Here is a 22,118-nt window from a genome sequence, read left to right on the forward strand (position 1 = left end):
CGTTTTGGAAGCTAGCAGGTGTCGTACGCTAGCTTTGCGACGTCGTGGCCCCTCCGTCGCTCACTTGTTTGCGCAGCTGAGTAACGATGTAGCGGGCCAGACCATTGACTACTCCACTCTGCATCTGAAGAAGCGATTTGCGCATCACCATGAACACGGTGTTCAGCGGGGGCTCTTCGGGGGGATCTATGCGGACGAGGCGCCCTTGCCGTACATCCTCGGCAACCAAGTAGTCCGGCAGCACTGACACCCCGACGCCCGCGACGACTGCAGCGTGGATCGCGGTGAGGTCGGGCAGCACTACGGCCGGGTTGAAGTGCGGTTCTGCGGCATACACGCTGTTCCAGTAGCGCCTGATTATGGGGAAGCTCTCATCGAGCGTCACGTACGGAAGAGCAGATAGCGCTGACACCGAAGATTCGGTGATCGAGAGAGAGGGGGCGGCCACCAGCCAGAACTCCTCGTCGGCGATAGGGCGCGATACAAGGGCCTGTTCACGCGGCCTGACGCTGGACACCACCAGGTCGATGGAGCCGTCCATGAGCCCCTCAAGCAGGCTCTGTGATCGCCCGATGGTGAAGTCGATGCGCGGTAAGTTGACCGTACTATGTTTCAGTGCGGGAACGAGGATGCCAGAGATCAATTCCAGCGGTCCGCCGATGACGACCCGCCGCTGGCCTTGCGCGATGTGTTCACCCTGGCCCAGTGAACGGTCGAGGCTCTCGATATGGATCGAGATCGTGCTGGCGATCTCTGTAGCGAGCGGCGTCGGCCGCACACCGTTGGACTCTCTAGTGAAAAGGTCTGTTCCATACCATTCTTCGAGCAAACGAAGATGATTAGTGACTGTAGGCTGAGATACTTCCAGCGTGCGGGCCGCTGCACTCAAGGTGCCGGACTTGTACACCGCGAGGAAAGTTGCGAGTAGGTTCAACGGCGGCCTCTGTCTTGACACCAAGTACTTATATCGGAGACAACTGGCGTTGTGTTGTCGTGGCGGCCATATTTCAACTGATTGGTCGACAGACAATAACTGGTCCTGCACGTGCAGCAGCAGTGCCGAAGAGCTCGTGCCTCAGTCCGTCATGACAGACGTACTCGCCTACGATTACGGTGTGATTGCTCGCCCCCCCGTCTCGATCGTGATCCCTGCGTACCAGCCGCTGATCATCTGCGGGCCACACTCGCGAGCGTGACTGCACAGCGGCTGGATGAGATGGAAATTGTGGTTCTCGACAACAACAGCACCGACGGGACGGCGGAGATTCTAGGGAAGGCGCGCGATGGGCGGATTCGCGTCGAACGGAACAAGACGACTCTCCCGCTCGCCGACAACTGGAACGCTGCAGTCGAATCGGCGCGAGGCGACCTGATCAAGCTGCTCTGCGCCGACGATCTGATCTCGCCCGACTGCATCGAACGGCAGGCCTCGATCCTGAGTGACGACTCCGACGTGGCGCTGGTCGCGTGCCGGGTCGACATGATCGATGATGCCGGGCGGGCGGTGCGACGTGACCGCGGTCTGCGAGGTCTCACCGGCAGACGTCCGTCGCGCGAGGTCATCCGCAAGGTCGTGCGCAGCGGCGGGAATCCGCTCGGCCCACCGGCCGCGGTGATGTTTCGCCGGCGAGACTTCGATGCGGTCGGCGGGTTCGATGGTGACTTCACCTTTCCGATGGAGCTGGAGCTGTGGACCCGACTCCTCCGAACCGGTTCATTCGTCGGCGATCCCGCGACTCTCGCCTCATTTCGCGTCAGCAGTACGTCGATCACCAGCACGTTGGGCATGCGAACGCAGATGAGCGAGCACCATGAGTTCGTGCAACGACTCGCCGCGAACCGCCACTGGCGGATCCCGCGCGGTGACCTCGCCGTCGCGAGTATCAATTCGCGCACGATGCAGGTGCGCCGCACAGCTTTACAGCTGCGCGCACGCGCCACCGCTCATCGTTGACCGTTACAGGTACGGTGCCGACACCCGCCAGTCGTCGGTTCCGCGCACCGCGTGACGCACCGCGCCCGTACGGGTGTCTTCCACGACCGCTGTCCATCCCGGAGCGGGCCGGAGACTGGGGAAGTCGGCGTCGGAGATGGTGCGTTTGCCCTCGCCGGAGACGAACTTTGTCTGGACACCTTCCGGGGCCGAGACCGAGTGCAGGACCGATGTCCCGGTGAAGGACACCCGTGCGGTGTCGGTGCCCGCGGTTGCCACGAACGGCTCGTTGGGAACGATCGTCCCGGTCCGGTCGATGAAGTTCTCCACGAGCGAGGCGGCGTTCGCCGTCGCCACCAGGCTGCCGGCAGTGCCTTCTTGTGCGATTGCGGTGCGGTAGTCGGTCCAACTGCAGTCCGAAACCGCGAGGGATTGGCCCCGCCGGTATCTGATCGATACCGGACCACGTGACGTCCGGAAGAATCGGCAGGACACCAAGGACAGGCCGGCCGGTCCGGTCGCGTCACCGCCGACGATGACGTCCTCGTTCACGATGCGTTCGAAGTTGATCGCCTGGAGCCGTACCGCCCGGACCTCGTTCCCGGTCACCACCATCCCTGTGCCGCAGCCGGACCAGTCGCCGCCGCTCCAGAGAAGGCATTCGATGGCGTCCTCGATCTCCACCGCGGTCCCTGACTCGATCGCGTGGCAGTTGCTCAGTGTGACCGGCGCCGACGGAGTGAACTGGGATGTCGGGAAGCGCCACCCGATGTCGCAGTTGGACACCCGGATGTCGGTGTACTGGCACGCCCACGCCGATTTGTGCAGCACTCCGATCCGATGATTGATGATGTCGATGTCGTTCACGGTGAAGCCGGTGCTCAACAGCACGTCCAGGCCTGCTGTCTCGTCTCGGGTGGACGCGTCCAGGGTCAGGTGGGACAGCGTCCACGAGGGACTGTACGGTCCGCCGGTATCGCCGTGGGCGGTGACAGAAGCGCCCTGCGCGATGTTTCGCAGCACGGTCGCACCGCGGCCTGCTCCGCGGATCGACACCCGGCCGTCGTTCGGGAACGAGAAGCCGGTGAAATCGTATGTGCCGCCCGGGATCAACACGTCGGCCCCAGTGCGATGAGCTTCGGCGATCGCCGCGTCGATGCGTGCCGAGTTCTGCGATCCGGATGCTTCCGTGGACACTGTCGCCACGACGGTGCGGGTCGAGGATTCGACGGCCACGGGTGCGGTGTCGGTACTGCACGAGGCGAGCACCGATGCCGTGGCACCGAGTCCCAAGCCCATTCCGGCGGTACGCAGCAGCCGCCGTCTACTCTCATCGGTCACCGTCGACTCCTTGCTTCGTGCGGATGGAAGGATGTGTGCTTGTCTGTGGGGGTGGCAGTGTGGCGAGGTCTGGGATGAGGGAAGTCGCCGCGAGACGTCGGATGGTGCGAGTCTGCATCGGCGTGCTCGCACTGTTCATCGTTGTCGGCGTGGCCGGATACCCGGTGTATGTCGCACCGCCGACCGCCGAACCGGCACCGGCCGACGCGATCGTGGTGCTCGGCGGTCCCGGTGAGGGGCGATATGACTACGGCATCGACCTCGCCGATCGAGGCTTGGCGCGGGAGCTGGTCTTCTCCGATCCGCATCAGCGTGAACGAAGTCCGGAGTTGTTGTGTGAAAACGGTTCCGGACACGCGCGGTACACGGTCACCTGCTTCACCCCTGCCCCGGCGACGACCAAGGGCGAGATCGTCGAGATCAACCGGTTGGCCGAGCGGCGCGGCTGGCAGTCGATCATGGTCGTCACCTTCCGGCCGCACGTGGCGCGGACCCGATATCTGTTCGACCGGTGCTACCACCGCGGCCATGTGTCGGTCCTGGCCAGCCCAGAGCGGGTCGGTATCGGTCAGACCGCGTGGCAGTACGTGTACCAGACAGTGGGTTTCGTTCGTTCGTTCGTGCAGCGGGGCTGCTGATCCGGTCGCCGGTCATACGTCGACGAGTTGCCGGGGTTGGGCGAGCCGGCGGACGGCGGGCGCAACCGGCCGGCCGCGGAGGAGTCCGTCGACCCCGCCGGCGTCGATCGCCCGCTTGTAGACGTCCATGGCCTCGGTTGCCGCCGTGATCGTCGCGTCGATGTCGTCGTCGGTGTGGGCGGCGGAGACGACGAACGACTGGCCGAGGACTCCCCGGTCGAGCAGCTCCTGCAGGAACAGTGTCCGGTATTGCTGCGACGGGACACCGTCGTGGTCGCGGGTGATGAACACCTGGCACGCCGGCCGCCCGACCACCTGCAGATGGTCGGCAATGCCCGCGGCCGCAGCGGCCGCGTTCACTCCGTCGGCCAGCCGAGTGCCCGTCGTCGCGGTCATCCGTTCGACGGGCGCCGAGTCGGCGTACGCCGCTGCCACGGCGCGGAAGGCCGCCAGCGAGGAGGTTTCCGGTCCGTGGGTGGTGGAGAGCAGGAACACGCGATCGCAGTCGGTGGCTAGACCACCGGCCTCCATGACCGCGCGGCGACCGGCCAGGGCCGAGATCGGGAAACCGTTGCCCAGGGCTTTGCCCCAGCACGACAAGTCGGGAGTCACGCCGTACACCGACTGTGCGCCGTGCGCCGACCATCGAAGGCCGGTGATCATCTCGTCGAAGACGAGCAGGGCGCCTTCGCTGTCGCATAATGCGCGGACGCCTTCGAGGAATCCGGGCGCGGGCTCGGCCAAGGCGGTCGCCGGTTCCATCACGACTGCGGCGACGTCGCCGGGGTGGTTGCCGAACACCGTGGCGAGCGACTCGAGGTCGTTGAAGTCGAACCGCGAGACCTGGTCGACGGTCGTCGCCGGTACGCCCGCTGACATGTCGGTGGTTCCGATGAACCAGTCGGCGGTGGAGAAGAACGGTTGCCGACATACGACGATGCGTTCGCGGCCGGTGTGGGCGCGGGCCAGCCGGACCGCGGCATTGGTCGCGTCGGAGCCGTTCTTGGCGAACTTGACCATCTCGGCGGTCGGCACCATCGCGAGAAAGTCCTCGGCGGCCGCGATCTCGTGGACCGTCGGACGGGAGAAGTTGACACCCTGTCCGATCACAGCTGACACGGCGTCGACCAGCGGCTGGTACCCGTGCCCGAGGGTGACCGAGCGCAGTCCCATCCCGTACTCGACGAACTCGTTGCCGTCCACGTCCCACACCCTCGCTCCGTGACCGCGGGTGAGGATCGGGGCCATCGATTCGGGGTACTGGTCGCAGCCACGGGCGTAGGTGTGGGCACCACCGGGAACTAGTGCGTGCAGGCGTCGCTGCAGACGGGTGGATTCGGTGAAGTCACGCATCGGCGGTCTCCATTCGGGTGAGGTCGCGGGCCGCCGACTTGAGCGCGGTGGCCAGCTGTGGGTAGCTGCGACACACTTCGTCGTACAGATCGGGGACAGTGAGCAGGACAGCGTCGGGATCAACGCGCACGAGTACCTCGGGTGCGATGATCGGGATGTCGGTGCCGGGCATGCGGCGGCCGTGTTTCGCCGGTGCCGCGTCGGCGACGCCGCGCAACACCTCGCGTGTCAATCCGGCCCGCGCGAACAGCGAGACTGCCCGCGACGAGGCCCCATAGGCGTAGACGGCGTTGCCCTGGGCCGCCTGTCGGCGTGCCCATCGCGAGAGGATGCGTGTGCCTCGTTCGCTCGCGTCGTCTAGCGCACGAAGGCTTTCGACGTCGGTGACACCCGCGGCACGTTCGGCGTCCGCGATCGCGGCCAGGGTCGCGAACGGCCGGCCGGTCGGCAGCGCGCCGCCGGCATGGCGTGCCGCGACGAGCACCGACCCGCCGTAAAGATCGAATTCCCAGCCGCCGACCGCGACGAGCCCAGCGTGCGACAGCAGATTGGTCAGCGACGTCAACGAGTAGTAGGCAAAGTGGCCGTGCCGCAGTGCATTCCACTGTCGATGTCGAAGTATGGTGGCAAGCGAGTGGAACTGGACCAGGAGCAGTCCGTCGGGTCGGAGTGCGCGGGCGCGCTCGGTGAACGCGGCGCGCTGATCGGGTTCGTGCATGATGCCCATCGAGTCGACGACGACGTCCGCGGGTCCCTCGGTGACCTCGTATCCGCGCTGGGTCAGCAACGGAAGCCACGATCCGCCGTGTGGGCTGGGGAATTCCCGGACGGTACCGCCCGCGGGCAGCAGCCCGGCGGTGGCGATACGGGCGACCGCGTCGGCAGCCTGCTCCCGGAGGGCCTGTGGTTCCACTCCCCGCGGTTCCTGGACGTTCGTGTCGTCCGCGGCGAGCTGCGCGAGACCGCACCGTGGGCACAGATTCATCGCCAGCGGGTGCCCGGACTCGGCGCTGGTGATCGGCTCGTCGACGAGCGGAAAGCGGTCGCCGGCCGGTTGGCGGCCGAGGTCGAGAACGGTTGTCAGACCGCCGGACCGACATCCACGACAGGCGTGTGTCATGCGAGCATTACCTCATGCGTATCGAGACCACCGAGCTCGCCGATCTGCTCGTTCTGACGCCTGACCCGTTTCACGACGAACGGGGTTTGTTCACCAGGACTTTCGACGCCGAGCTGTTCGACGCGTTCCTGGGACGGCCGGGATACTCCGCGGGCTTCGTCCAGGACTCGCAGTCCCGGTCGCATCTCGGAGTGGTGCGAGGGATGCATGGCCGTTCCGGGCGGGGTGAGGCGAAGCTGGTCCGATGCGCGCACGGTGCGGTGCACGACGTGGTGGTTGACATCCGGCCCGATTCGCCGACATTCGGTTCGCGCGCCGAGTTCCGCCTGGACGACTCGACGTTCCGGCATCTGTTCATCCCGCCGGGGTTCCTGCACGGCTTCCAGGCTTTGACGACGATCGCCGACGTCTGCTACCGGATAGATCGACCTCATGACCCGACCGAGGACCTGTCCACCGCATTCGATGACGCCGACCTGGCGATCGATTGGCCACTGGAGGTGACCGCGGTGTCGGCCCGTGATCGCAGCGCGTCGTCGTGGGCCGACCTCGAGGCGAGCCTGAGGTGAGCTCCCTCGGTCCGGCGAGGGCGCATGAATTCGTCGAGGTTCCCGGCGTCCTGCTGGCGCTTCAGGTGTGCGAGCCGGGTGAACCGTTGGAAGAACGCCTCCTCGGTGAGATCTCGCGCGGTGTACTCACGGTGCAGTTCCGCGGCGCCAGCGGCAACCGACCAGCGGGCCTCGAAGCCCAATTCCGCTCGGGCGCGGGAGAAGTCGACTCGATATGAGCGCGGGTCCGAGCCATGTGCGCCCGTGATGTTCAGCGTCGAACCGGGGACGGTGTCCACGACGGCGCCCGCGATCTCGGCGACGGTGACGTTGTTGGCCTCCGAACCGACGTTGTAGGCGCGACCCGACACCACCTCGGCAGGTGCAGTCAGGCAGGCGAGGAACGCATCGGCGATGTCGCGGGCGTGCACCAGTGGCCGCCACGGCGTCCCGTCGGACAGTACGGTCACCTCCCCGCGCAGCACCGCATAGCCGACGAGGTTGTTCAGGACGATGTCGGCGCGCAGGCGCGGTGAGAACCCGAAAGCCGTTGCGTTACGCAGGAACACCGGGGTGAATCCGTCGTCGGCGAGCGAAGCCACGTCGTCCTCGACCCGGACCTTGCTCTCGGCGTAGGGGGTGAGGGGTTTCAGCGGTGCGTCCTCGGTCACGAGGACATCGCCGCTGCGCCGTAGACCGAACATGTCGATGCGTACAGGAACCGCGAGACGCCGGCTTGTTTCGCCAGCTGCGCCAGGCGTGTCGATGCGTGATGGTTGATGTCGTGGGTGATACCCGGGGCGAGTGATCCGAGTGGGTCGTTGGACAAGGCGGCAAGGTGGATGACTGCGTCGACACCACCGAGGTGATCGGGCGTCACGTCGCGGAGGTCGACCGCGAGCGCCTCCGGTTCCGGCGGCCGCGTCCCGAGAACGCAGTCTGCGAACAGGCCGGTGTCGAGACCGACGACCTCATGGCCGCCGGCCTGCAGGACCGGGACCATGATCGTGCCCAGATAACCTTGGTGTCCGGTGACGAGTACTTTCACAGCAAACCTCTCAGCGAGATGCGGGCCTTTTCCAGGATGAAAGCCTCGGCGTGGGTGGCGCGGCATTGGATGCCGCGAAGCCGAGCGAGGCTTTCGAAGGTCTCGTCGGTGAACCAGTCGTGGCCGACCTGAGACGGGTAACAGGAGGCGAGCAGGCCGACCTTCTCGGCGACGATCGGCGCGGTGATGGGCTGGAACATCGTCGGCTGCGGGGTGTCGGTCTCCCACTTCACGATCTCGTAGCCCAGGATGAGGTGATCGCGGAACTCGGTGGGCACCAGTTCGGCGAGCAGCCGATGATCCTGGTGGGCGTCGCGTCGATGAGGTGCGAACACCACATCCGGTCGGCATGACCGTGCGAAGCCGGCCAGGGCTTCTTTCACCGTGTCCCAGTGGGCGGGGGCACGGCCGTCGGGGACGGCGGCGACGGTGAGCTCGAGGTCGGCACCGGGGGTGAACGCGGTGAGCGCGGCCCGTTCCTCGCCTTCGCGGACAGTCCCCGCACCCGAGGCCACGAAAGCGTGCACCCGCAGCCCCGGACGGGCCCGCGCCATCGTCAACAGCGTGCCGCCCATGCCGATCGCGATGTCGTCGCAATGCGCCCCGATGACGGCGATCTCGTCGACACCGGCGGGGTGCAGGTCGATCACGAAGCGACCTTCTCCCGATGCTCCCACAGCATCCACGGACGGTCACCACGAGCGTATGCCGCGTCCATCTCGGCGCGCTCTTTGAAGGTGTCGGCGGGCTTCCAGTAGCCGTCGAACCGATAGCCGAGGAGCCGGCCCCGTGCGGCGAGGGCACGGCACGAGTCCTCGACGAGGTCACCGTTCTCGGGCAGATGATCGAAGACGGCCTGCGACAGGACGAAGAATCCGCCGTTCTCGCGAAGCGGCATCGACGAGACCGGGGTGATCGCAGTGACGGCGCCGGAACTGTCGACGTCGACGCAGTGGAACGAGGACTGCGGCGGAACGAGGAGCATCGATGCGGCCGCACCGGCGCGCCGGACCTCGTCGATAATGTGGTTCATCGGCGCGTTCGACAGCACGTCGGCGTAGTTGGCCAGGAAGTACTCCTCGCCCTCCAGGTAGGGGCGCACACGACGCAGGCGTTCCCCGATGGGCGACTCGAGGCCGGTGTCGACGAAGGTGATCGTCCAGTCGCTGACGTCGGTGGAGATCATCTCGACTTTGCCTGCGTTGATGACGAAGTCGTTCGATGAGGTCTCCCGGTAGTTGAGGAAGTACTCCTTGATGTGATCGGCACCGTAGCCCAGACACAGCACGAAATCGGTGTGCCCGAAGTACGCGTAGTAACGCATCACGTGCCAGATGAGCGGTCGCGGGCCGACCATCTGCATCGGCTTGGGGATGTCGTCGTCAGCGCTGTTGCGCATCCGCATGCCGTAACCACCGCAGAACAGAACTACTTTCATGGTTCACTTCCAGTCATCAGGTCCGCGCCGGTGACCGAGCGGAGTTCGGGGAGGGGATAGACCAGTTCGCCGCCCCACGTCGTGACATGGCGCAGCTGCTGGGTGAGCTCGGCTTCGAGATTCCAGGGGAGGACGACGACCACGTCAGGTCGATCGGCATCGATTCGGTCGATGGGGTGGACGGGGATCCGGGTCCCCGGTGTGTGACGACCGTGTTTGTAGGGGTTCTTGTCGACGGTGTAGGCCAACAGGTCGGTACGGATGCCGCAGTAGTTGAGCAGGGTGTTGCCCTTGCCGGGGGCGCCGTATCCGACGACGCGACGCCCGTTCCGCTTGGCGTCCAACAGAAACTGCAGGAGCTCGTTCTTGATCTGGTCGACGCGTTCTTGCAGTCGGACGTAGCCCCCGAGCTCGTGCAGGCCGGCGTCTGCCTCGATCCGGAGGACCTGCGCGACGCTGTCGGCCGGTTGTCCGGTGTCGGCTTCGGTGGGGCGCGCCCACAACCGCATCGAGCCGCCATGGGTTTTCAGGAGCTCGACGTCCATGACTTCGAGACCCGCTGTCGCCAAGGCTCTCTGGGCTGTCAGGACCGTGTAGTACTGGAAGTGCTCGTGGTAGATGGTGTCGAACTGCGCGTATCGGATGAGGTTGAGCGCATGGTGGACCTCGATGGATACCCAGCCGTCGTCGGCGACGAGCAGACGCAGCGCCCTGGTGAAACCGAGCAGGTCCGGGATGTGGGCGTAAACGTTGTTCGCGACGACGAGGTCCGCAGGTCCATACACGTCCACAACTTCGGCTGCCGTCTGTTCGTCGAGGAACGCGGTCAGGGTCGGGACCCCGCGCTCGCGCGCCTGCTCACCCACATTGACCGAGGGCTCGATGCCCAGGCAGTTGATGCCCCGGTCGACGGCGTGCTGGAGCAGATATCCGTCATTGCTGGCGACCTCGACGATGAACCCGTTGTCACCGAATCCTGTTCGTTCGATCGCAGTGTCGACGAAGCGTCGGGCGTGCTCGACCCAACTGGTGGAGAACGATGACGAGTACGCGTAGTCGGTGAACGTCTCCTCGGGTGTGATCAACGCCGGGATCTGCAGCAACAGGCACTCCTCGCAGACCCGTAGATGCAGCGGGAATGTCGTCTCCGGCCGGTCGAGCTCGGTTTCGGTCAGGAATTTCTCGCACGGTGGCGTCGCCCCGAGGTCGACGACACTCCGCAGTTCAGGCGAACTGCACAAGCGGCAAATCATCGCTTTCCGATCTTCTGTTAGTTACCTGGTTGCCTGCGGTCGGCTGCGCCCGGTCTCGGGCGCGAAGCTCTCCAGTGTGGCCGGTCGGCCGTAGCGGAAGCCCTGGCCGAGCGTGGCGCCGCAGTCGAGGACGGCACGTTCCTGCTCGGCGGTCTCGATGCCTTCCACGATGACTTCGACGCCCCGACCGTGCGCGAGAGCGATTATCCCCGACAACATCTCGGGCCCGTTCGGCTGCTGGAGCGCGTCGACGAACTGTTTGGGTGTCTTGATCACCGAGATCGGGATGGTGCCGAGCCGACTCAGCGAGGACGCCCCGACGCCGAAGTCGTCGAGCGCGATCGGCACCCCGATCTGACGTAGACGATCCACGGCGCTCACGGCGGCGTCGTCGTCGACACCCAGGCTGGATTCGGTGATCTCCAGCATCAATCGCTCGGCGGGCATGCCCAACTCGTCGAGTAACGCCGAGACGCGTTCGGACAGATCGGGATCGAGGAGTTGCTGCCCGGAGATGTTGACCGACAGGGTCAGATCCTGTGTCCACGCAGCACCGACGAACTCGGCGACTGCGGTCATCATGACATGGTGGTCGACATCCCCGATCCATCCGGCCTCTTCGGCGATCGGCACGAACTCGCCCGGCAACACCAACCTCGTTCTGGATGGTCCCAGCGGGCGAGGGCTTCGAAGGCCCAGGGTATTCCGGTCGCGATGTTCACGAGTGGATGATGGAAGACACGAAGCCGGCTCGGAGAGGTGGCGAGTACACGACGCAGATCGGTGGCGATCGACTGGCGGTACCTCAGGTCGGTGCGCAGTTGCGGATGAAAGTGTGTGACCCGTAGGGCGGATGATCGTGCAGCTGCTCGCCGGGCGATCGATGCGTCGGCGACGATCTGGGCGGCGTCGCCTCCGGCCGGACCCCACCACACGCCGATGCTCGGTGTCCATTGCAAGTCAATTCCGCCCGTGGTGGGGACAGGGGCTGACATGGCTTCGCGGACCGTGCGCACCAGCTCGTCGATCTCGGTGTCGCGCGCACAGTGGGCGGCGACGATGTACTCGTCGTTCTGCGACCAGACGGCGATCCCGTCGTCGGGCACTGCACCCGAAAGGCGTTCCAGCGCACTGGCTCGTGCCTCGGCATCGGCGACCAGGCCATGGAAATCGGTCGAACCGGCGGAGCTGCCGAGGTCGACGCTCAACACCGCCACCGGCCCGTCGGATCTGTTCAGGAGGTCGGTGAGCACGGCGATGGGTTCGCGGCGAGCGTTCGGATCGGCGTCGATCGTCACGTGGAATCCCGACGTGCCCGACCACACGATTCGCGTCACGCGGATCTGGAAATTCTGCCAGGTTCGGTCCCGGCCCATCATTTGGAGCACGAATGGGTTGGTCGGCTCTCCACTGTAAGGGGCGTCGGCGAATCTCGTGCGCGCGATAGTCCTGGAATCGGGATGAACGAATTCGATCAATGGTCTTCCGATGATTGTGTCGAAATCGTCTGAACCGATCAGATCCCGCCACAATGCGTTGGCGTAGACGATGAGACCGTCGATGCAGACCGCAGTGGCCTCCAAGCTCGAGTCCAGCACTCGCTGCCGCCACCAATCCTCTGACGAGGCGCTGCGAACTGGGAGTTCAACACGTCCCAAGCTCTTGCGTCGCATGCGTTCACCGGGTCCTTCGTGAATAGATTCCTGCTGTGCCTCGGAACCTTAACCCGCCCCGCAGCGCCAGGCTCATACGTCCCATAAATTCGCCGATAGCGTCCATCAAGGGCTTTTCCATGTGTCCTAGGCGACAGTTTTTCCGTTTGTATTCGAATGATCTGGGACTGATAGTTTCGGAGTCTGCGGGCCGGATTGATTATTACCGCCCATCTCTTTCTCACTCTCGCGAATGCCGCGATTCGATAGGAGCAACATGACTCGCGCCCTTGGTTCCGACGGCGGCCGTCACGGCCTCAAGGCCGATCCGCACATCACCGACCGGGTCGGCGATTTCGACTTCGCGGTCACCTCGTTCGACGATGCGGTGGACACGGTTGTGAACGCCGGGCGATCCCACACGGGTATTCCCATCCGCCTCTCGAACGCGTACTGCGTGTCGCTGGCGAGCCGCGAGCCCGAGTACGCGGCGATCCTGCGCGGCGACGGAGTCACCTACCCCGACGGCGCGCCGGTCGCCTGGTGCCTGCGTCGGCTCGGCAACCCGCAAGCCCAACGCGTGCGCGGGCCAAGCCTGTTCACCGCCGTCCTCGATCAGGGCCGGGAAGCAGACCTCCGCCACTTCTTCCTCGGCGCCACCGACGACACGCTGGATGCCCTCGCCGACGAGGCGTCCCGACGATTCCCCGGGGTGCGGATCGCAGGCCGGCATGCGCCGCCCTTCGGTCCGCTCACCGAGGACTTCTACGCCGACGCCGTCTGTCGTATCGACTCGGCCGGCGCAGACATCGTCTGGGTCGGGATGGGCACTCCCAAGCAGGATGTCGCAGCCGCCGAGCTCGCGCACCGCACCGGTCTCGCGGTGGTGGGCGTCGGTGCAGCATTCGACTTCGTCGCAGGCACCGTCCGAGAGGCACCCAGCTGGATCCAGCGCTCGGGGTTCGAATGGTTGTACCGCTTGGCCGCCGAGCCGCGCAGACTGTGGCGTCGCTACCTGGTCGGCAACTCGCACTTCGCCTACATCGCTGCCCGCAGTCTCCGGACGAACCGATGACGATTCCGGAAGTATCGGTCCTGCTGCCTTTCTACAACGCGGAGGCGACGCTGGCCGACGCGATCGAGAGCGTACTGGCGCAGCGGGGGGTGGACCTCGAGCTGATCCTGATCGACGACGGGAGTACGGACTGCTCACCCGAGGTGGCGCGTCGCTACCACGATGATCCGCGCGTCGTCGCGCACTCCCACGCGAACATGGGACTGGCCGCGACGCTCAATGTCGGGATCGACCTCGCGCGGGCGGTCGTCGTCGCTCGGATGGATGCCGACGACGTCGCTCGTCCCGGCCGCCTTCGCGCACAGGTCGTCTACCTGAACGCCCATCCGGAGGTCACGCTGGTCGGCGGGCAGATCAATCGAATGGTCGACGGCGCGATCGACTCACGGTCGAGCTTCCCCCTCGATCACGACGACATCGTGGCGCTGTTGCGAGTCGGCGGCCACGCGCTGTCACATCCAACCATCGCGTTCCGTACCGAGGCGGCCCGCCGGGTCGGCGGCTACTGGACCCACGGGGTCGCCGAGGACTGGGACTTTTTTCTGAAGATGGCGGAGGACGGTCGGGTCGCCAATCTCCCCGATGTCGTGCTCGACTACCGGTTCCACGACGCCGGTATCAACGCCGAGAGCATGCGCTGGGTACGGACCAACATCGCGCTGGCCACCGAGAACCACCGCCGCCGGGTCTCTGATCGTCCAGAGCTGAACACCACCGAGTTCAGGGCGAGCACGCCGCTCGCGCTGCGCATCCGGATCGAGTCGGAGACACACAGCCTGACCGCATACCGTCGTGGTCTGCGCACCGCGGGTCCCCGACGCCTGATGTGGCTGTCGATTGCGTCGATGATGGGTCCGCAGTTCGCGGTGCGTCGACTCCTATCGAACCGCCATCAGCGTGATCGGTGAGCCGACGGACCGGAGCCCAGTTCACCGGCATGTTGGCGGCCCGGATCTCGGCGAACGCGCTCCAGGCGGTCAACGTGATCATTCTCGCGCGTGCGGTGACCCCGGACCTGGTCGGTGTCGCCTCAGCGGTGATCGGGCTGGGCATGGTGGTGTTCACGGTCACCGACCTCGGTGCGTCGACCTATGTGATGAAGGCGTATGCCGAAGGGGACATGGTCGCCGCGCGGTCGGGTCTGCGCCTGATCAACCTGAGCGGGTGGCTTTCCTGCGTCGGTGCGACGGGGTTGGCGTTCGCGGTGCACGGACCGCTGGGCCTGCCGATCGCGATGCTGCCGCTCGTCGCGTCGGTGGCCGTGGATCGCCTCGTCGAGTACCGACTCGCGGTCCCCATCGCAGCGACATCCACGGCGGTACCCGCCGTGTCGATCATCCTTCGCCGTTCGGTCCAGTTCGGCGGGTTCCTGCTGATGTGGCGGTTGGACACCGGGGCGGTCGCCGCATACTCGTTGTCCCAGCTCCTCGGTGCGCTCGTCGGCTATGTCCACTCGGTACGGTTCTTGCCCCGCTACATGGACTCGACGGTGCCCGCCGCCGTCCCGATCCGCGCGATCGTCGTTCAGTCGTTTCCCTATCTGGTGAACAACGTGTCGGTGCACATCCAGTTGCTGGACACCTTCCTGGTGACCACGCTCGCCGGGGCGTACCGAGGCGGAATGTACTCGGCGGCAATGCGGGTGACGTCTCCGCTGCTGCTGATCCCGGGCACGCTCGCGGCTGCTGTCCTACCTGCCGCCGCCCGGGCCACCCCATACGAAGCGCGGTCGGTCGCCCGACGGTTGACCTTGGCGGTGCCGTTGATGGTGATCATGGCGGCGGCAGGCGGCTCCCTGCTCGCCGAGCCGGTCTGTGTGCTGCTGTTTGGCACCGAGTACGCGGCGGCAGCGGCGCCGCTGACCCTGCTGCTGATGACATTCCCGTTCGCCTTGATCGCAGCTGCGCTGTCCGCGGCGCTCCAAGCTCGCGGCGACCAGGTACGGGTTGCCCGCGTGGGGCTCATCGGAGCCGCCGGATTCATCCTCGCTGTCGGGGTCGGTGCGTGGCTCCACGGTGCGATCGGCGCCGCGGCGGGTGGCTTGGTGGCCGTCGCCGCCAAATGCCTCCCCCTGACCTTCTGGGCCACCCGGCCCAAGCACCGAGCCCACCTTTGGTCTCGGCAGCGAGCCCTCGATTCTTTTCTCACAGTAGGAGACCCGTCCAGTGAACTCCCGACAACTCATTCGCATCCTCCGCCGACGCTGGGTGGTCATCGTCGTATGCGCCGTCATCGGCACGGTGACCGGCGCACTCGTCGCCGCCGCGGCGCCCTCTCCCTACAAGTCGACGGTCCAGATGGTGGTCGGAACCTGCGGCGAGGGCTCGGTTGATCAGGCCTATGCGTGCAGCATGTTCGCCGACAATCGCAGCAGCACGTACTTGGCGTTGCTGAACGGCCCGGCCTTGGCCGCGGCGGTCATCGATGATCTCGACCTCGAGGTCACCGCCGCCGACCTGGCCGGTCGCCTCACGGTGGTGGCCGAACAGCAGTCGGCGCTGTTCGACATCACCGTCACCGACACCGACGCGGACACGGCCGTGCGAATCGCCAAATCGGCTGCAGAGCAGGCAGATCGGTTGGTCGTGGAGGTAGACCGACCCGGCTCCGATCCCCAGCCGCTGATCGGAGTCAATCGGGTCGGCGAGCCGTCCGCGCCGACGCGGGACGGACGCTCCCCGGTCGCCGTCGGTCTGGTCGGTCTACTCGCCGGACTCCTCGTGGGTCTAATCGTCGCAGTCATCCGCTCGAGTACCGCGCGCGAACTCTCGTCCCAAGAAGACCTCGAGCAGACCACTGATCTACCGACTCTCGCGGCTCCCGGATCGAATCCCGCGCGCGTCGGCCACCAACTGCGAGCTGCGCTCGTCCCACGCCTGCCGGGCGGGCAGTCGTCCGTCGTCGTCGTCACCGGCGTCGGCGACGAGGGGTCGAGTTCGGCCGTCGCCACCGCCCTCGCACGATCGTTCGGCGACGACGACCACCGCGTGGTGCTCATCGACGCCAACGACGACTCGTCACCAGCCGGCGCCGAGGCCGACCTGGCCTCGTTGCTCAGCGACATCAACGGTGTCAGTGATCTCGCGGCAGTCGAACCATACCGCCGGGTCACGTCCGGTCTCGCCGTCGCCGACCACCCGTACGCGTCGTCGGCGAGTGTCCATTCGCTGATCGGACGTCTGCGCGAACAGTTCGACTACATCGTGATCGACAGCCGCGACGCCGACACCAACGACATGACCGAGATCTTTGCCGCCGACGCCGACGTCACCGTGCTGACCGTGCTGCGCGAACGCACCCGCACAACCGATCTCGGCACCGTCCTGGCCCGTCTGCCACGCATCGGTGCCTCTGTCGGCGGACTGATTTACGCGACCGAGCGACTGTCATGAGACCGCTCAGCATGCGGGCCTCGCCAGTCGCCGCCGGAGCGGCAGTGCTCACGGTAGCGGCCGCGATCGGTGCCGCCCAGACCCCGCTGGTGCTGGCCGGGCTGGCCGGGATGCTCGTTCTGGTGCTTGCCTGTGTGTTTCCGTCGTCGTGGTGGAACCTGGTGCCGGCGACCGCACTCGTGGTGACCCCTCAAGTCCTGAGTGGTGACCCCGCCACCCCGATCCCGAATGCCGATGCCGCACAAAAGGGTGTACTGATCCTGGCTCTCCTCGGTTTGCTGCTGACCCTGGGCTTCCGGTTCTCGGTGATCGGCTCGATGGCACTTGCTGTGATCGCGCTCAGCGGTCTGGCCGCAGTGCTCAACGCCGGCGGAGAGATAGCCATAGGAGGGGGAGGAATTGCACGGTCAGCGGTCGGATTCGCGCTCCCGTGGCTATTTCTCTTCGTCGACTGGAGCACCCTAGGACTGGCGCGCGGTCTGAAATTCCTCGCCGCGCTCCCCACGCTGTGCCTGATCGCCGGCCTTGTTCTGACCGCTGCCGGGATCTCGCCGGTCATCGTGCGCGAATGGGGCGGCGCGCTGCGATTGCAGGGCTCGGCGGTACCCGCCCACCTGGCGATGCTCGCATTCGTGGGGCTCGTCGCCGGGCTCGTGGCACTCGTGACGACGACCGGCGTCCCTCGGTGGTGGGCGTATGCGATACCCGCGCTCAACATGATGATCCTGTTGGGCACCGCAACCCGCGGTGCGATCACCGCCGCCGCTGTGGTGGTCGTGACCTTCGTGATCAGCGCACTGAGGTCGCGGAGCTCGACCGGCCCGGGGCGGAGGGCCGCCTGGCTATTGCTGGCGGCGGTCGCGGTGGGTGGCGTCGCCGCGGGCGGGCAGATCATGCTCCGCAATCGGGGGAATTCCTACGAGGGTTCGTTCAACACCTCAGGCCGCGATCAAGCATGGCAGTTCTTCTTCGACGCCGCAATGGCGAACCCGGTCACCGGGCGCGGACTGGGATTCTCGTCGATTGCAGTGGAAACATTGAATCCGCGAAACGTACAGAGCGCATTCATCGCGCCCCATAATCAGTATCTCCATCTGTTTGTGGATGGAGGTTTCTTTCTTGCTGTCGGACTTTTCGGGGCGCTTGCCGCAGCGGTGTGGTGGGCAGCGGCCTCTCAGATCGAAACCGGTCGCGCAGTCGTTGTGGCGTTTGGGATCAGTATTGTTTTCTACAGTTTTATCGACAACACATTGTCGGCGCCGCAATTCAGTGTCACGACAATGATTCTCCTGGGCCTGCTGGGAACATGTGCGCGTGGCACCGGTCCAGTGGCGAACCACGCCGAGCACGGCGTGGAGACCCGGCCGACTCGTAGCCAATCGCAAGTTGACGCCTGATCATTACAGTGATCTGAACCACTCGATCATCGGATTTATAGATGCCTTCAGAAAAAGTAGTAGGACTGGCGCCTTCGGCGTACCCGACAGTGCGTTCGTCCGGTAATTCTAATTCAGTGTCCAAAGCCGTGAGTGCGCATGTGAAGTATGCGGGTGGCGGTCGATCGGATTCGGACAATTTAGTTCTCAGGGAGTTGTTTCGAGCCATGACCATCGCGCCGGAACGCACCACCGAATCGGCCGACGCAGGCCGGCAGGGGCCTCCTGCCGTGCCGAGGGCGGGCGAACCGACCGTGCGTCGCCGCCGGGCGAACCGCCGACGCCGCATCCGTCGGGTCCACGTCGTCGACACTCTCGTGCTGGGTGCGACCGTCGTCGGCTCGTACCTCCATACCTCGATGTGGGAACCGTCCGTCCGCGGTCTGCCGTCAGCCGGCTTGGCTCTCGGTGTCGTCCTGGCCGTCTGGCTCATCGCCTTGCGTCTGGGGAGAACCGATCGGCCCGCAGTCGTCGGTTCGGGTGACACCGAGTACATCGGGGTGGTGATCGCATCGATCGTGGCGTTTGCGATCGCCGGTGCCGCAGACACATTGACGTCCGAGGTGTTGTCCGCCCCGTTCTGGATCGGGCTGGCGGTGGTCGGTGTGCCGGCGCTCGTGGTGTCGCGGATGTGCGGCAACCATCTGGAGCGTCGTACCGGTCGCGCACCGATGTCGGTCCTGGTGGTGGGAACGACGTCGAGTGTTGCCGAGTTCGTCGGCTACGCCGACGCCAATCCCGAGCTCGGTTACGAGCCGGTCGGCGTCTTCCTCGCCGGATCATCCCCCGGTGGTGGCCGAACTCTCGTGGTCGAGGATCGGGAACTGGCCGTGCTGGGCGATCTGACCGACGCCGTCTCGAACGAGGTCGGGATCACCGCGCCCGACACCCGGATCGCCGATGCCGATGCCGTGGTCCTCACCTCGGTCGACATGTTTGATCGTACGCAGTTGCGGGAGCTGAGCTGGCGGTCCGCCGCGGTGGGCATGGTGGTGATCGTCGCGCCGCCCCTGTTCGCCGGCCTCTCCGATCGAATCGCGATCAACCCGCACGACGGGTTGCTGCGTATCGAGCCGCCGCGGCACGAATACGCCACGTCATGGGCTAAACGTGCCTTCGACCTGCTCGGGGCTGGGTGCATCACCGTGCTGGCCCTCTCCGTACTGCTGGCGTGCGCCGCCGCGGTGAAACTGGGTGACGGCGGCCCCGTGTTCTACCGCGCTGAAAGGATCGGCTTGAACAACGAGACGTTCCGCATGTGGAAGTTCCGCACGATGCGGGTCGGCGCTGACGCGATGCGCGATGACCTTGCCACCCAGACCGACGGCAACGGTGTCCTGTTCAAGATGCGCGACGATCCGCGAGTCACCCGGGTGGGCAGATTCCTGCGTCGCACAAGCCTCGACGAACTGCCTCAGGTGTTCAATGTCCTCGGCGGTTCCATGAGCCTCGTCGGACCGCGACCTCCCCTCGCCGAGGAGGTCGCGCCTACGACGATCTGGTCAGCAACCGAATGCTGGTGCGTCCCGGCATGACCGGACTCTGGCAGGTCTCCGGTCGGAGCAACCTCGAATGGAACGAGTCCGTTCACCTCGATCTCGCCTACATCGAGAACTGGTCCCTGACACGCGACATCGCGATCCTGCTCCGGACCATTCCCGCAGTCATCACCGCCGACGGGGCCTATTGACCCGCAAAACCCGCGTACCCGCACAATCCGATTCGATCAAGAAAGCCATCGATGACTACCAAACGCGCCCTCATCACCGGTATCACCGGACAGGACGGCTCCTACCTCGCCGAACTGTTGCTCGCCAAAGGCTATGAGGTCCATGGCCTCATCCGCCGAGCGTCGACCTTCAACACCGCCCGGATCGACCACATCTACACCGACCCACACGAGGCAGACGCCCGCCTGTACCTCCACTATGGCGACCTGTCCGATGGCGCTCGCCTGGTGACACTGCTGCGGACCATCGACCCGCACGAGGTCTACAACCTGGCCGCCCAGTCGCATGTGCGGGTGAGTTTCGACGAACCCGAGCACACCGCGGACACGACCGGTGTCGGCTCGACGCGACTGCTCGAAGCGGTTCGAATGTCGGAGATCGCCTGCCGCTACTACCAGGCGTCCACCTCGGAGATGTTCGGTGCCTCGCCGCCTCCGCAGAACGAGGACACCGCGTTCTACCCGCGCTCGCCGTATGGAGCCGCCAAGGTCTACTCCTACTGGATCACCCGCAACTACCGGGAGGCCTACGGGATGTTCGCGGTGAACGGAATCCTGTTCAATCACGAGTCGCCGCGACGTGGCGAAACCTTCGTCACCCGCAAGATCACCCGCGCCGTCGCCCGCATCCGTGTCGGGCTGCAGAACGATCTGTACCTGGGCAACCTCGACGCGACCCGCGACTGGGGATACGCGCCCGAATACGTAGAAGGCATGTGGCGCATGCTGCAAGCCGACACACCCAAGGACTACGTCCTGGCAACGGGTGCCGACTACACGGTCCGGGACTTCGTGCGGACAGCCTTCGACCACGTCGGCCTCGACTGGGAAGAGTACGTTCGCTTCGACAATCGATATCTGCGTCCGACGGAGGTCGACGCGTTGATCGGCGACGCCTCGCTGGCCGCGGGCGATCTCGGTTGGAAAGCGCAGGTACACGCTCCCGAGCTGGCGCGGATCATGGTGGATGCCGACATCGCCGCACTGCAGACCAGAGAGTCACCGTACGTCGACGTCCCGACCGTCGAGGGGTGGTCATGACCGCCGTATCCACCGCTACATGGAACACGCCGCTGGCCGACGACACCAAGGTGTACGTGGCGGGGCATCGGGGACTCGTCGGCTCCGCGGTCACCCGTCGGCTGCATGGGGCCGGGGTCACCGAGGTCGTTGGCCGTAGCAGTTCCGAACTCGATCTCCGTAACCGCGAGGCGGTGTTCGACTTCTTCGCTGCCGAAAAGCCCGACGTCGTGGTGCTAGCCGCCGCGAAGGTCGGCGGCATCGGGGCGAACCACGCGAATCCGGTCGGCTTCCTGTCCGACAATCTGAGGATTCAGACGAACGTGCTCGACGCTGCTCTGGAGCAGCGGGTCCAACGGCTGTTGTTTCTCGGGTCGTCGTGTATCTATCCGAAGTTCGCCGAGCAACCGATCACCGAGTCGGCGCTGCTGACCGGCGCCTTGGAGCCGACGAACGACGCGTATGCCATCGCGAAGATAGCGGGAATAGTTGCTGTCCAATCGGTTCGCCGGCAGCACGGGTTGCCGTGGATCTCGGCGATGCCGGCCAACCTCTACGGCCCTGGAGACAACTTCGACCCTGATTCGTCACATCTGTTGCCCGCGCTGATCCGCCGATACAGCAGCGCCGTTGAAGCTGGTAAGCCCCGGGTGGTCAACTGGGGCAGTGGCACGCCCCGGCGTGAACTGCTGCATGTCGACGATCTGGCCGCCGCCGTGCTGTTCCTCCTTGAGAACTACAACGGTGACACGCACATCAACGTGGGAACCGGGATCGATCACACCATCGAGGAGATCGCCCGAACTGTTGCCGACGCTGTCGGCTTTACCGGCGAAACAGACTGGGACACTTTGCGTCCGGACGGAACCCCGCGCAAGGTACTCAATGTGAGCCGACTGGCCGAACTGGGCTGGCAAGCAACTATCCCGCTGTCGAACGGGGTCCTCGACACGGTCGAGTGGTACCAGCAGTCGAAGGCAGATCCCCTGCACGTTGAGACGCATCGACTGCGGCGCTGACCCGCCGGTGACGACCCCAGACGGCAAATCTGTTCGGACCCTCGAGGCGATGCGATGGTAGCGATCCGCACTTGCCGGAGCGCAGTTCTGGATCGAATTGCGCGCTCAAAAGCCCGCCCAGTC

At 65.5% G+C, this 22,118-nt stretch carries 21 protein-coding genes and 1 pseudogene; 12 read left to right on the forward strand and 10 right to left on the reverse strand.

Annotation, left to right across the window (positions count from 1 at the left end; all coding sequences use genetic code 11):
* Positions 1-28 precede the first annotated feature (28 nt).
* Positions 29-1,045 (reverse strand): LysR family transcriptional regulator, encoded by a 1,017-nt coding sequence (locus tag BJF87_RS09640; RefSeq protein ID WP_084813162.1) that lies wholly within the window; start codon positions 1,043-1,045, stop codon positions 29-31.
* Here BJF87_RS09640 and BJF87_RS09645 point away from each other — a divergent pair, their 5' ends adjacent.
* The gene (locus BJF87_RS09645; protein ID WP_262338924.1) at positions 1,046-1,954 is read left to right on the forward strand and encodes a glycosyltransferase; all 909 of its coding nucleotides are present in this window, start codon (positions 1,046-1,048) and stop codon (positions 1,952-1,954) included. It abuts the gene before it with no gap.
* Between the two features lie 3 nt (positions 1,955-1,957).
* On the opposite strand, the gene BJF87_RS09650 is transcribed toward BJF87_RS09645, so the two are convergent.
* Positions 1,958-3,274 (reverse strand): hypothetical protein, encoded by a 1,317-nt coding sequence (locus tag BJF87_RS09650; RefSeq protein ID WP_158037467.1) that lies wholly within the window; start codon positions 3,272-3,274, stop codon positions 1,958-1,960.
* Between the two features lie 101 nt (positions 3,275-3,375).
* On the opposite strand from BJF87_RS09650, the gene BJF87_RS26055 reads away from it, so the two are divergent.
* Entirely contained in the window at positions 3,376-3,912 is a 537-nt protein-coding gene (locus tag BJF87_RS26055) for a YdcF family protein (protein WP_075863010.1), read from the forward strand.
* A gap of 12 nt (positions 3,913-3,924) precedes the next feature.
* On the opposite strand, the gene BJF87_RS09660 is transcribed toward BJF87_RS26055, so the two are convergent.
* The gene (locus BJF87_RS09660; RefSeq protein ID WP_075863011.1) at positions 3,925-5,265 is read right to left on the reverse strand and encodes a glutamate-1-semialdehyde 2,1-aminomutase; all 1,341 of its coding nucleotides are present in this window, start codon (positions 5,263-5,265) and stop codon (positions 3,925-3,927) included.
* Complete coding sequence (locus BJF87_RS09665; protein ID WP_075863012.1) at positions 5,258-6,385, reverse strand: class I SAM-dependent methyltransferase; 1,128 nt, start codon at positions 6,383-6,385, stop codon at positions 5,258-5,260. The genes BJF87_RS09660 and BJF87_RS09665 overlap by 8 nt, the downstream gene beginning before the upstream one ends.
* A 14-nt stretch (positions 6,386-6,399) precedes the next feature.
* Between BJF87_RS09665 and rfbC the strand changes: the two genes are divergently transcribed.
* Complete coding sequence (rfbC, locus tag BJF87_RS09670; protein ID WP_075863013.1) at positions 6,400-6,954, forward strand: dTDP-4-dehydrorhamnose 3,5-epimerase; 555 nt, start codon at positions 6,400-6,402, stop codon at positions 6,952-6,954.
* Positions 6,955-6,962: 8 nt separating this feature from the next.
* Here the strand turns inward: rfbC and BJF87_RS09675 are convergent.
* The 6 genes and pseudogenes from BJF87_RS09675 to BJF87_RS26060 all read right to left on the reverse strand — a co-directional run.
* Positions 6,963-7,981 (reverse strand): annotated as a pseudogene (locus BJF87_RS09675) (NAD-dependent epimerase/dehydratase family protein); the annotation flags it as partial.
* Complete coding sequence (locus BJF87_RS09680) at positions 7,978-8,631, reverse strand: PIG-L deacetylase family protein (protein WP_075863014.1); 654 nt, start codon at positions 8,629-8,631, stop codon at positions 7,978-7,980. The gene BJF87_RS09680 and the pseudogene BJF87_RS09675, both read right to left, overlap by 4 nt.
* On the reverse strand, positions 8,628-9,419 hold the full coding sequence (locus BJF87_RS09685; RefSeq protein WP_075863015.1) for a glucose-1-phosphate cytidylyltransferase: 792 nt from the start codon (positions 9,417-9,419) through the stop codon (positions 8,628-8,630). Before BJF87_RS09685 ends, BJF87_RS09680 begins: the two co-directional genes overlap by 4 nt.
* Entirely contained in the window at positions 9,416-10,672 is a 1,257-nt protein-coding gene (locus tag BJF87_RS09690) for a class I SAM-dependent methyltransferase (protein ID WP_075863016.1), read from the reverse strand. Before BJF87_RS09690 ends, BJF87_RS09685 begins: the two co-directional genes overlap by 4 nt.
* Positions 10,673-10,693: 21 nt before the next feature.
* Positions 10,694-11,323 (reverse strand): EAL domain-containing protein, encoded by a 630-nt coding sequence (locus tag BJF87_RS09695; RefSeq protein WP_262338925.1) that lies wholly within the window; start codon positions 11,321-11,323, stop codon positions 10,694-10,696.
* On the reverse strand, positions 11,251-12,009 hold the full coding sequence (locus tag BJF87_RS26060; protein ID WP_158037473.1) for a hypothetical protein: 759 nt from the start codon (positions 12,007-12,009) through the stop codon (positions 11,251-11,253). Before BJF87_RS26060 ends, BJF87_RS09695 begins: the two co-directional genes overlap by 73 nt.
* A gap of 592 nt (positions 12,010-12,601) precedes the next feature.
* Between BJF87_RS26060 and BJF87_RS09705 the strand changes: the two genes are divergently transcribed.
* The 9 genes from BJF87_RS09705 (at position 12,602) to BJF87_RS09740 (ending at position 21,995) form a co-directional block, all read left to right on the forward strand.
* Positions 12,602-13,399 carry a WecB/TagA/CpsF family glycosyltransferase gene (locus BJF87_RS09705; RefSeq protein WP_084813166.1) on the forward strand — a complete coding sequence of 266 codons (798 nt, stop codon included), beginning with the start codon at positions 12,602-12,604 and terminating at the stop codon, positions 13,397-13,399.
* Positions 13,396-14,307 carry a glycosyltransferase gene (locus BJF87_RS09710; RefSeq protein ID WP_075863019.1) on the forward strand — a complete coding sequence of 304 codons (912 nt, stop codon included), beginning with the start codon at positions 13,396-13,398 and terminating at the stop codon, positions 14,305-14,307. Before BJF87_RS09705 ends, BJF87_RS09710 begins: the two co-directional genes overlap by 4 nt.
* Positions 14,304-15,731, forward strand: coding sequence for a lipopolysaccharide biosynthesis protein (locus BJF87_RS26630; RefSeq protein ID WP_262338926.1), 1,428 nt, complete (start codon positions 14,304-14,306; stop codon positions 15,729-15,731). The genes BJF87_RS09710 and BJF87_RS26630 overlap by 4 nt, the downstream gene beginning before the upstream one ends.
* Entirely contained in the window at positions 15,631-16,791 is a 1,161-nt protein-coding gene (locus BJF87_RS09715) for a hypothetical protein (RefSeq protein ID WP_262338936.1), read from the forward strand. Before BJF87_RS26630 ends, BJF87_RS09715 begins: the two co-directional genes overlap by 101 nt.
* Before the next feature lie 44 nt (positions 16,792-16,835).
* A complete protein-coding gene (locus tag BJF87_RS09720; RefSeq protein WP_158037477.1) occupies positions 16,836-18,188 on the forward strand; it encodes an O-antigen ligase in 1,353 nt (450 codons plus the stop codon).
* 206 nt (positions 18,189-18,394) lie between these two features.
* Positions 18,395-19,762: a sugar transferase gene (locus tag BJF87_RS09725; protein WP_075863022.1), complete on the forward strand. Its 1,368-nt coding sequence runs from the start codon at positions 18,395-18,397 to the stop codon at positions 19,760-19,762.
* Positions 19,759-19,917, forward strand: a complete 159-nt coding sequence (locus BJF87_RS09730) for a sugar transferase (RefSeq protein WP_262338927.1) — start codon at positions 19,759-19,761, stop codon at positions 19,915-19,917. Before BJF87_RS09725 ends, BJF87_RS09730 begins: the two co-directional genes overlap by 4 nt.
* 51 nt (positions 19,918-19,968) lie before the next feature.
* Positions 19,969-20,997: a GDP-mannose 4,6-dehydratase gene (gene gmd / locus BJF87_RS09735; protein ID WP_075863023.1), complete on the forward strand. Its 1,029-nt coding sequence runs from the start codon at positions 19,969-19,971 to the stop codon at positions 20,995-20,997.
* Positions 20,994-21,995 (forward strand): GDP-L-fucose synthase, encoded by a 1,002-nt coding sequence (locus BJF87_RS09740; protein ID WP_075863067.1) that lies wholly within the window; start codon positions 20,994-20,996, stop codon positions 21,993-21,995. The genes gmd and BJF87_RS09740 overlap by 4 nt, the downstream gene beginning before the upstream one ends.
* Positions 21,996-22,118 lie beyond the last annotated feature (123 nt).

The sequence above is a fragment of the Gordonia sp. CNJ-863 genome (assembly GCF_001942325.1).
GTDB lineage: Bacteria > Actinomycetota > Actinomycetes > Mycobacteriales > Mycobacteriaceae > Gordonia > Gordonia alkanivorans.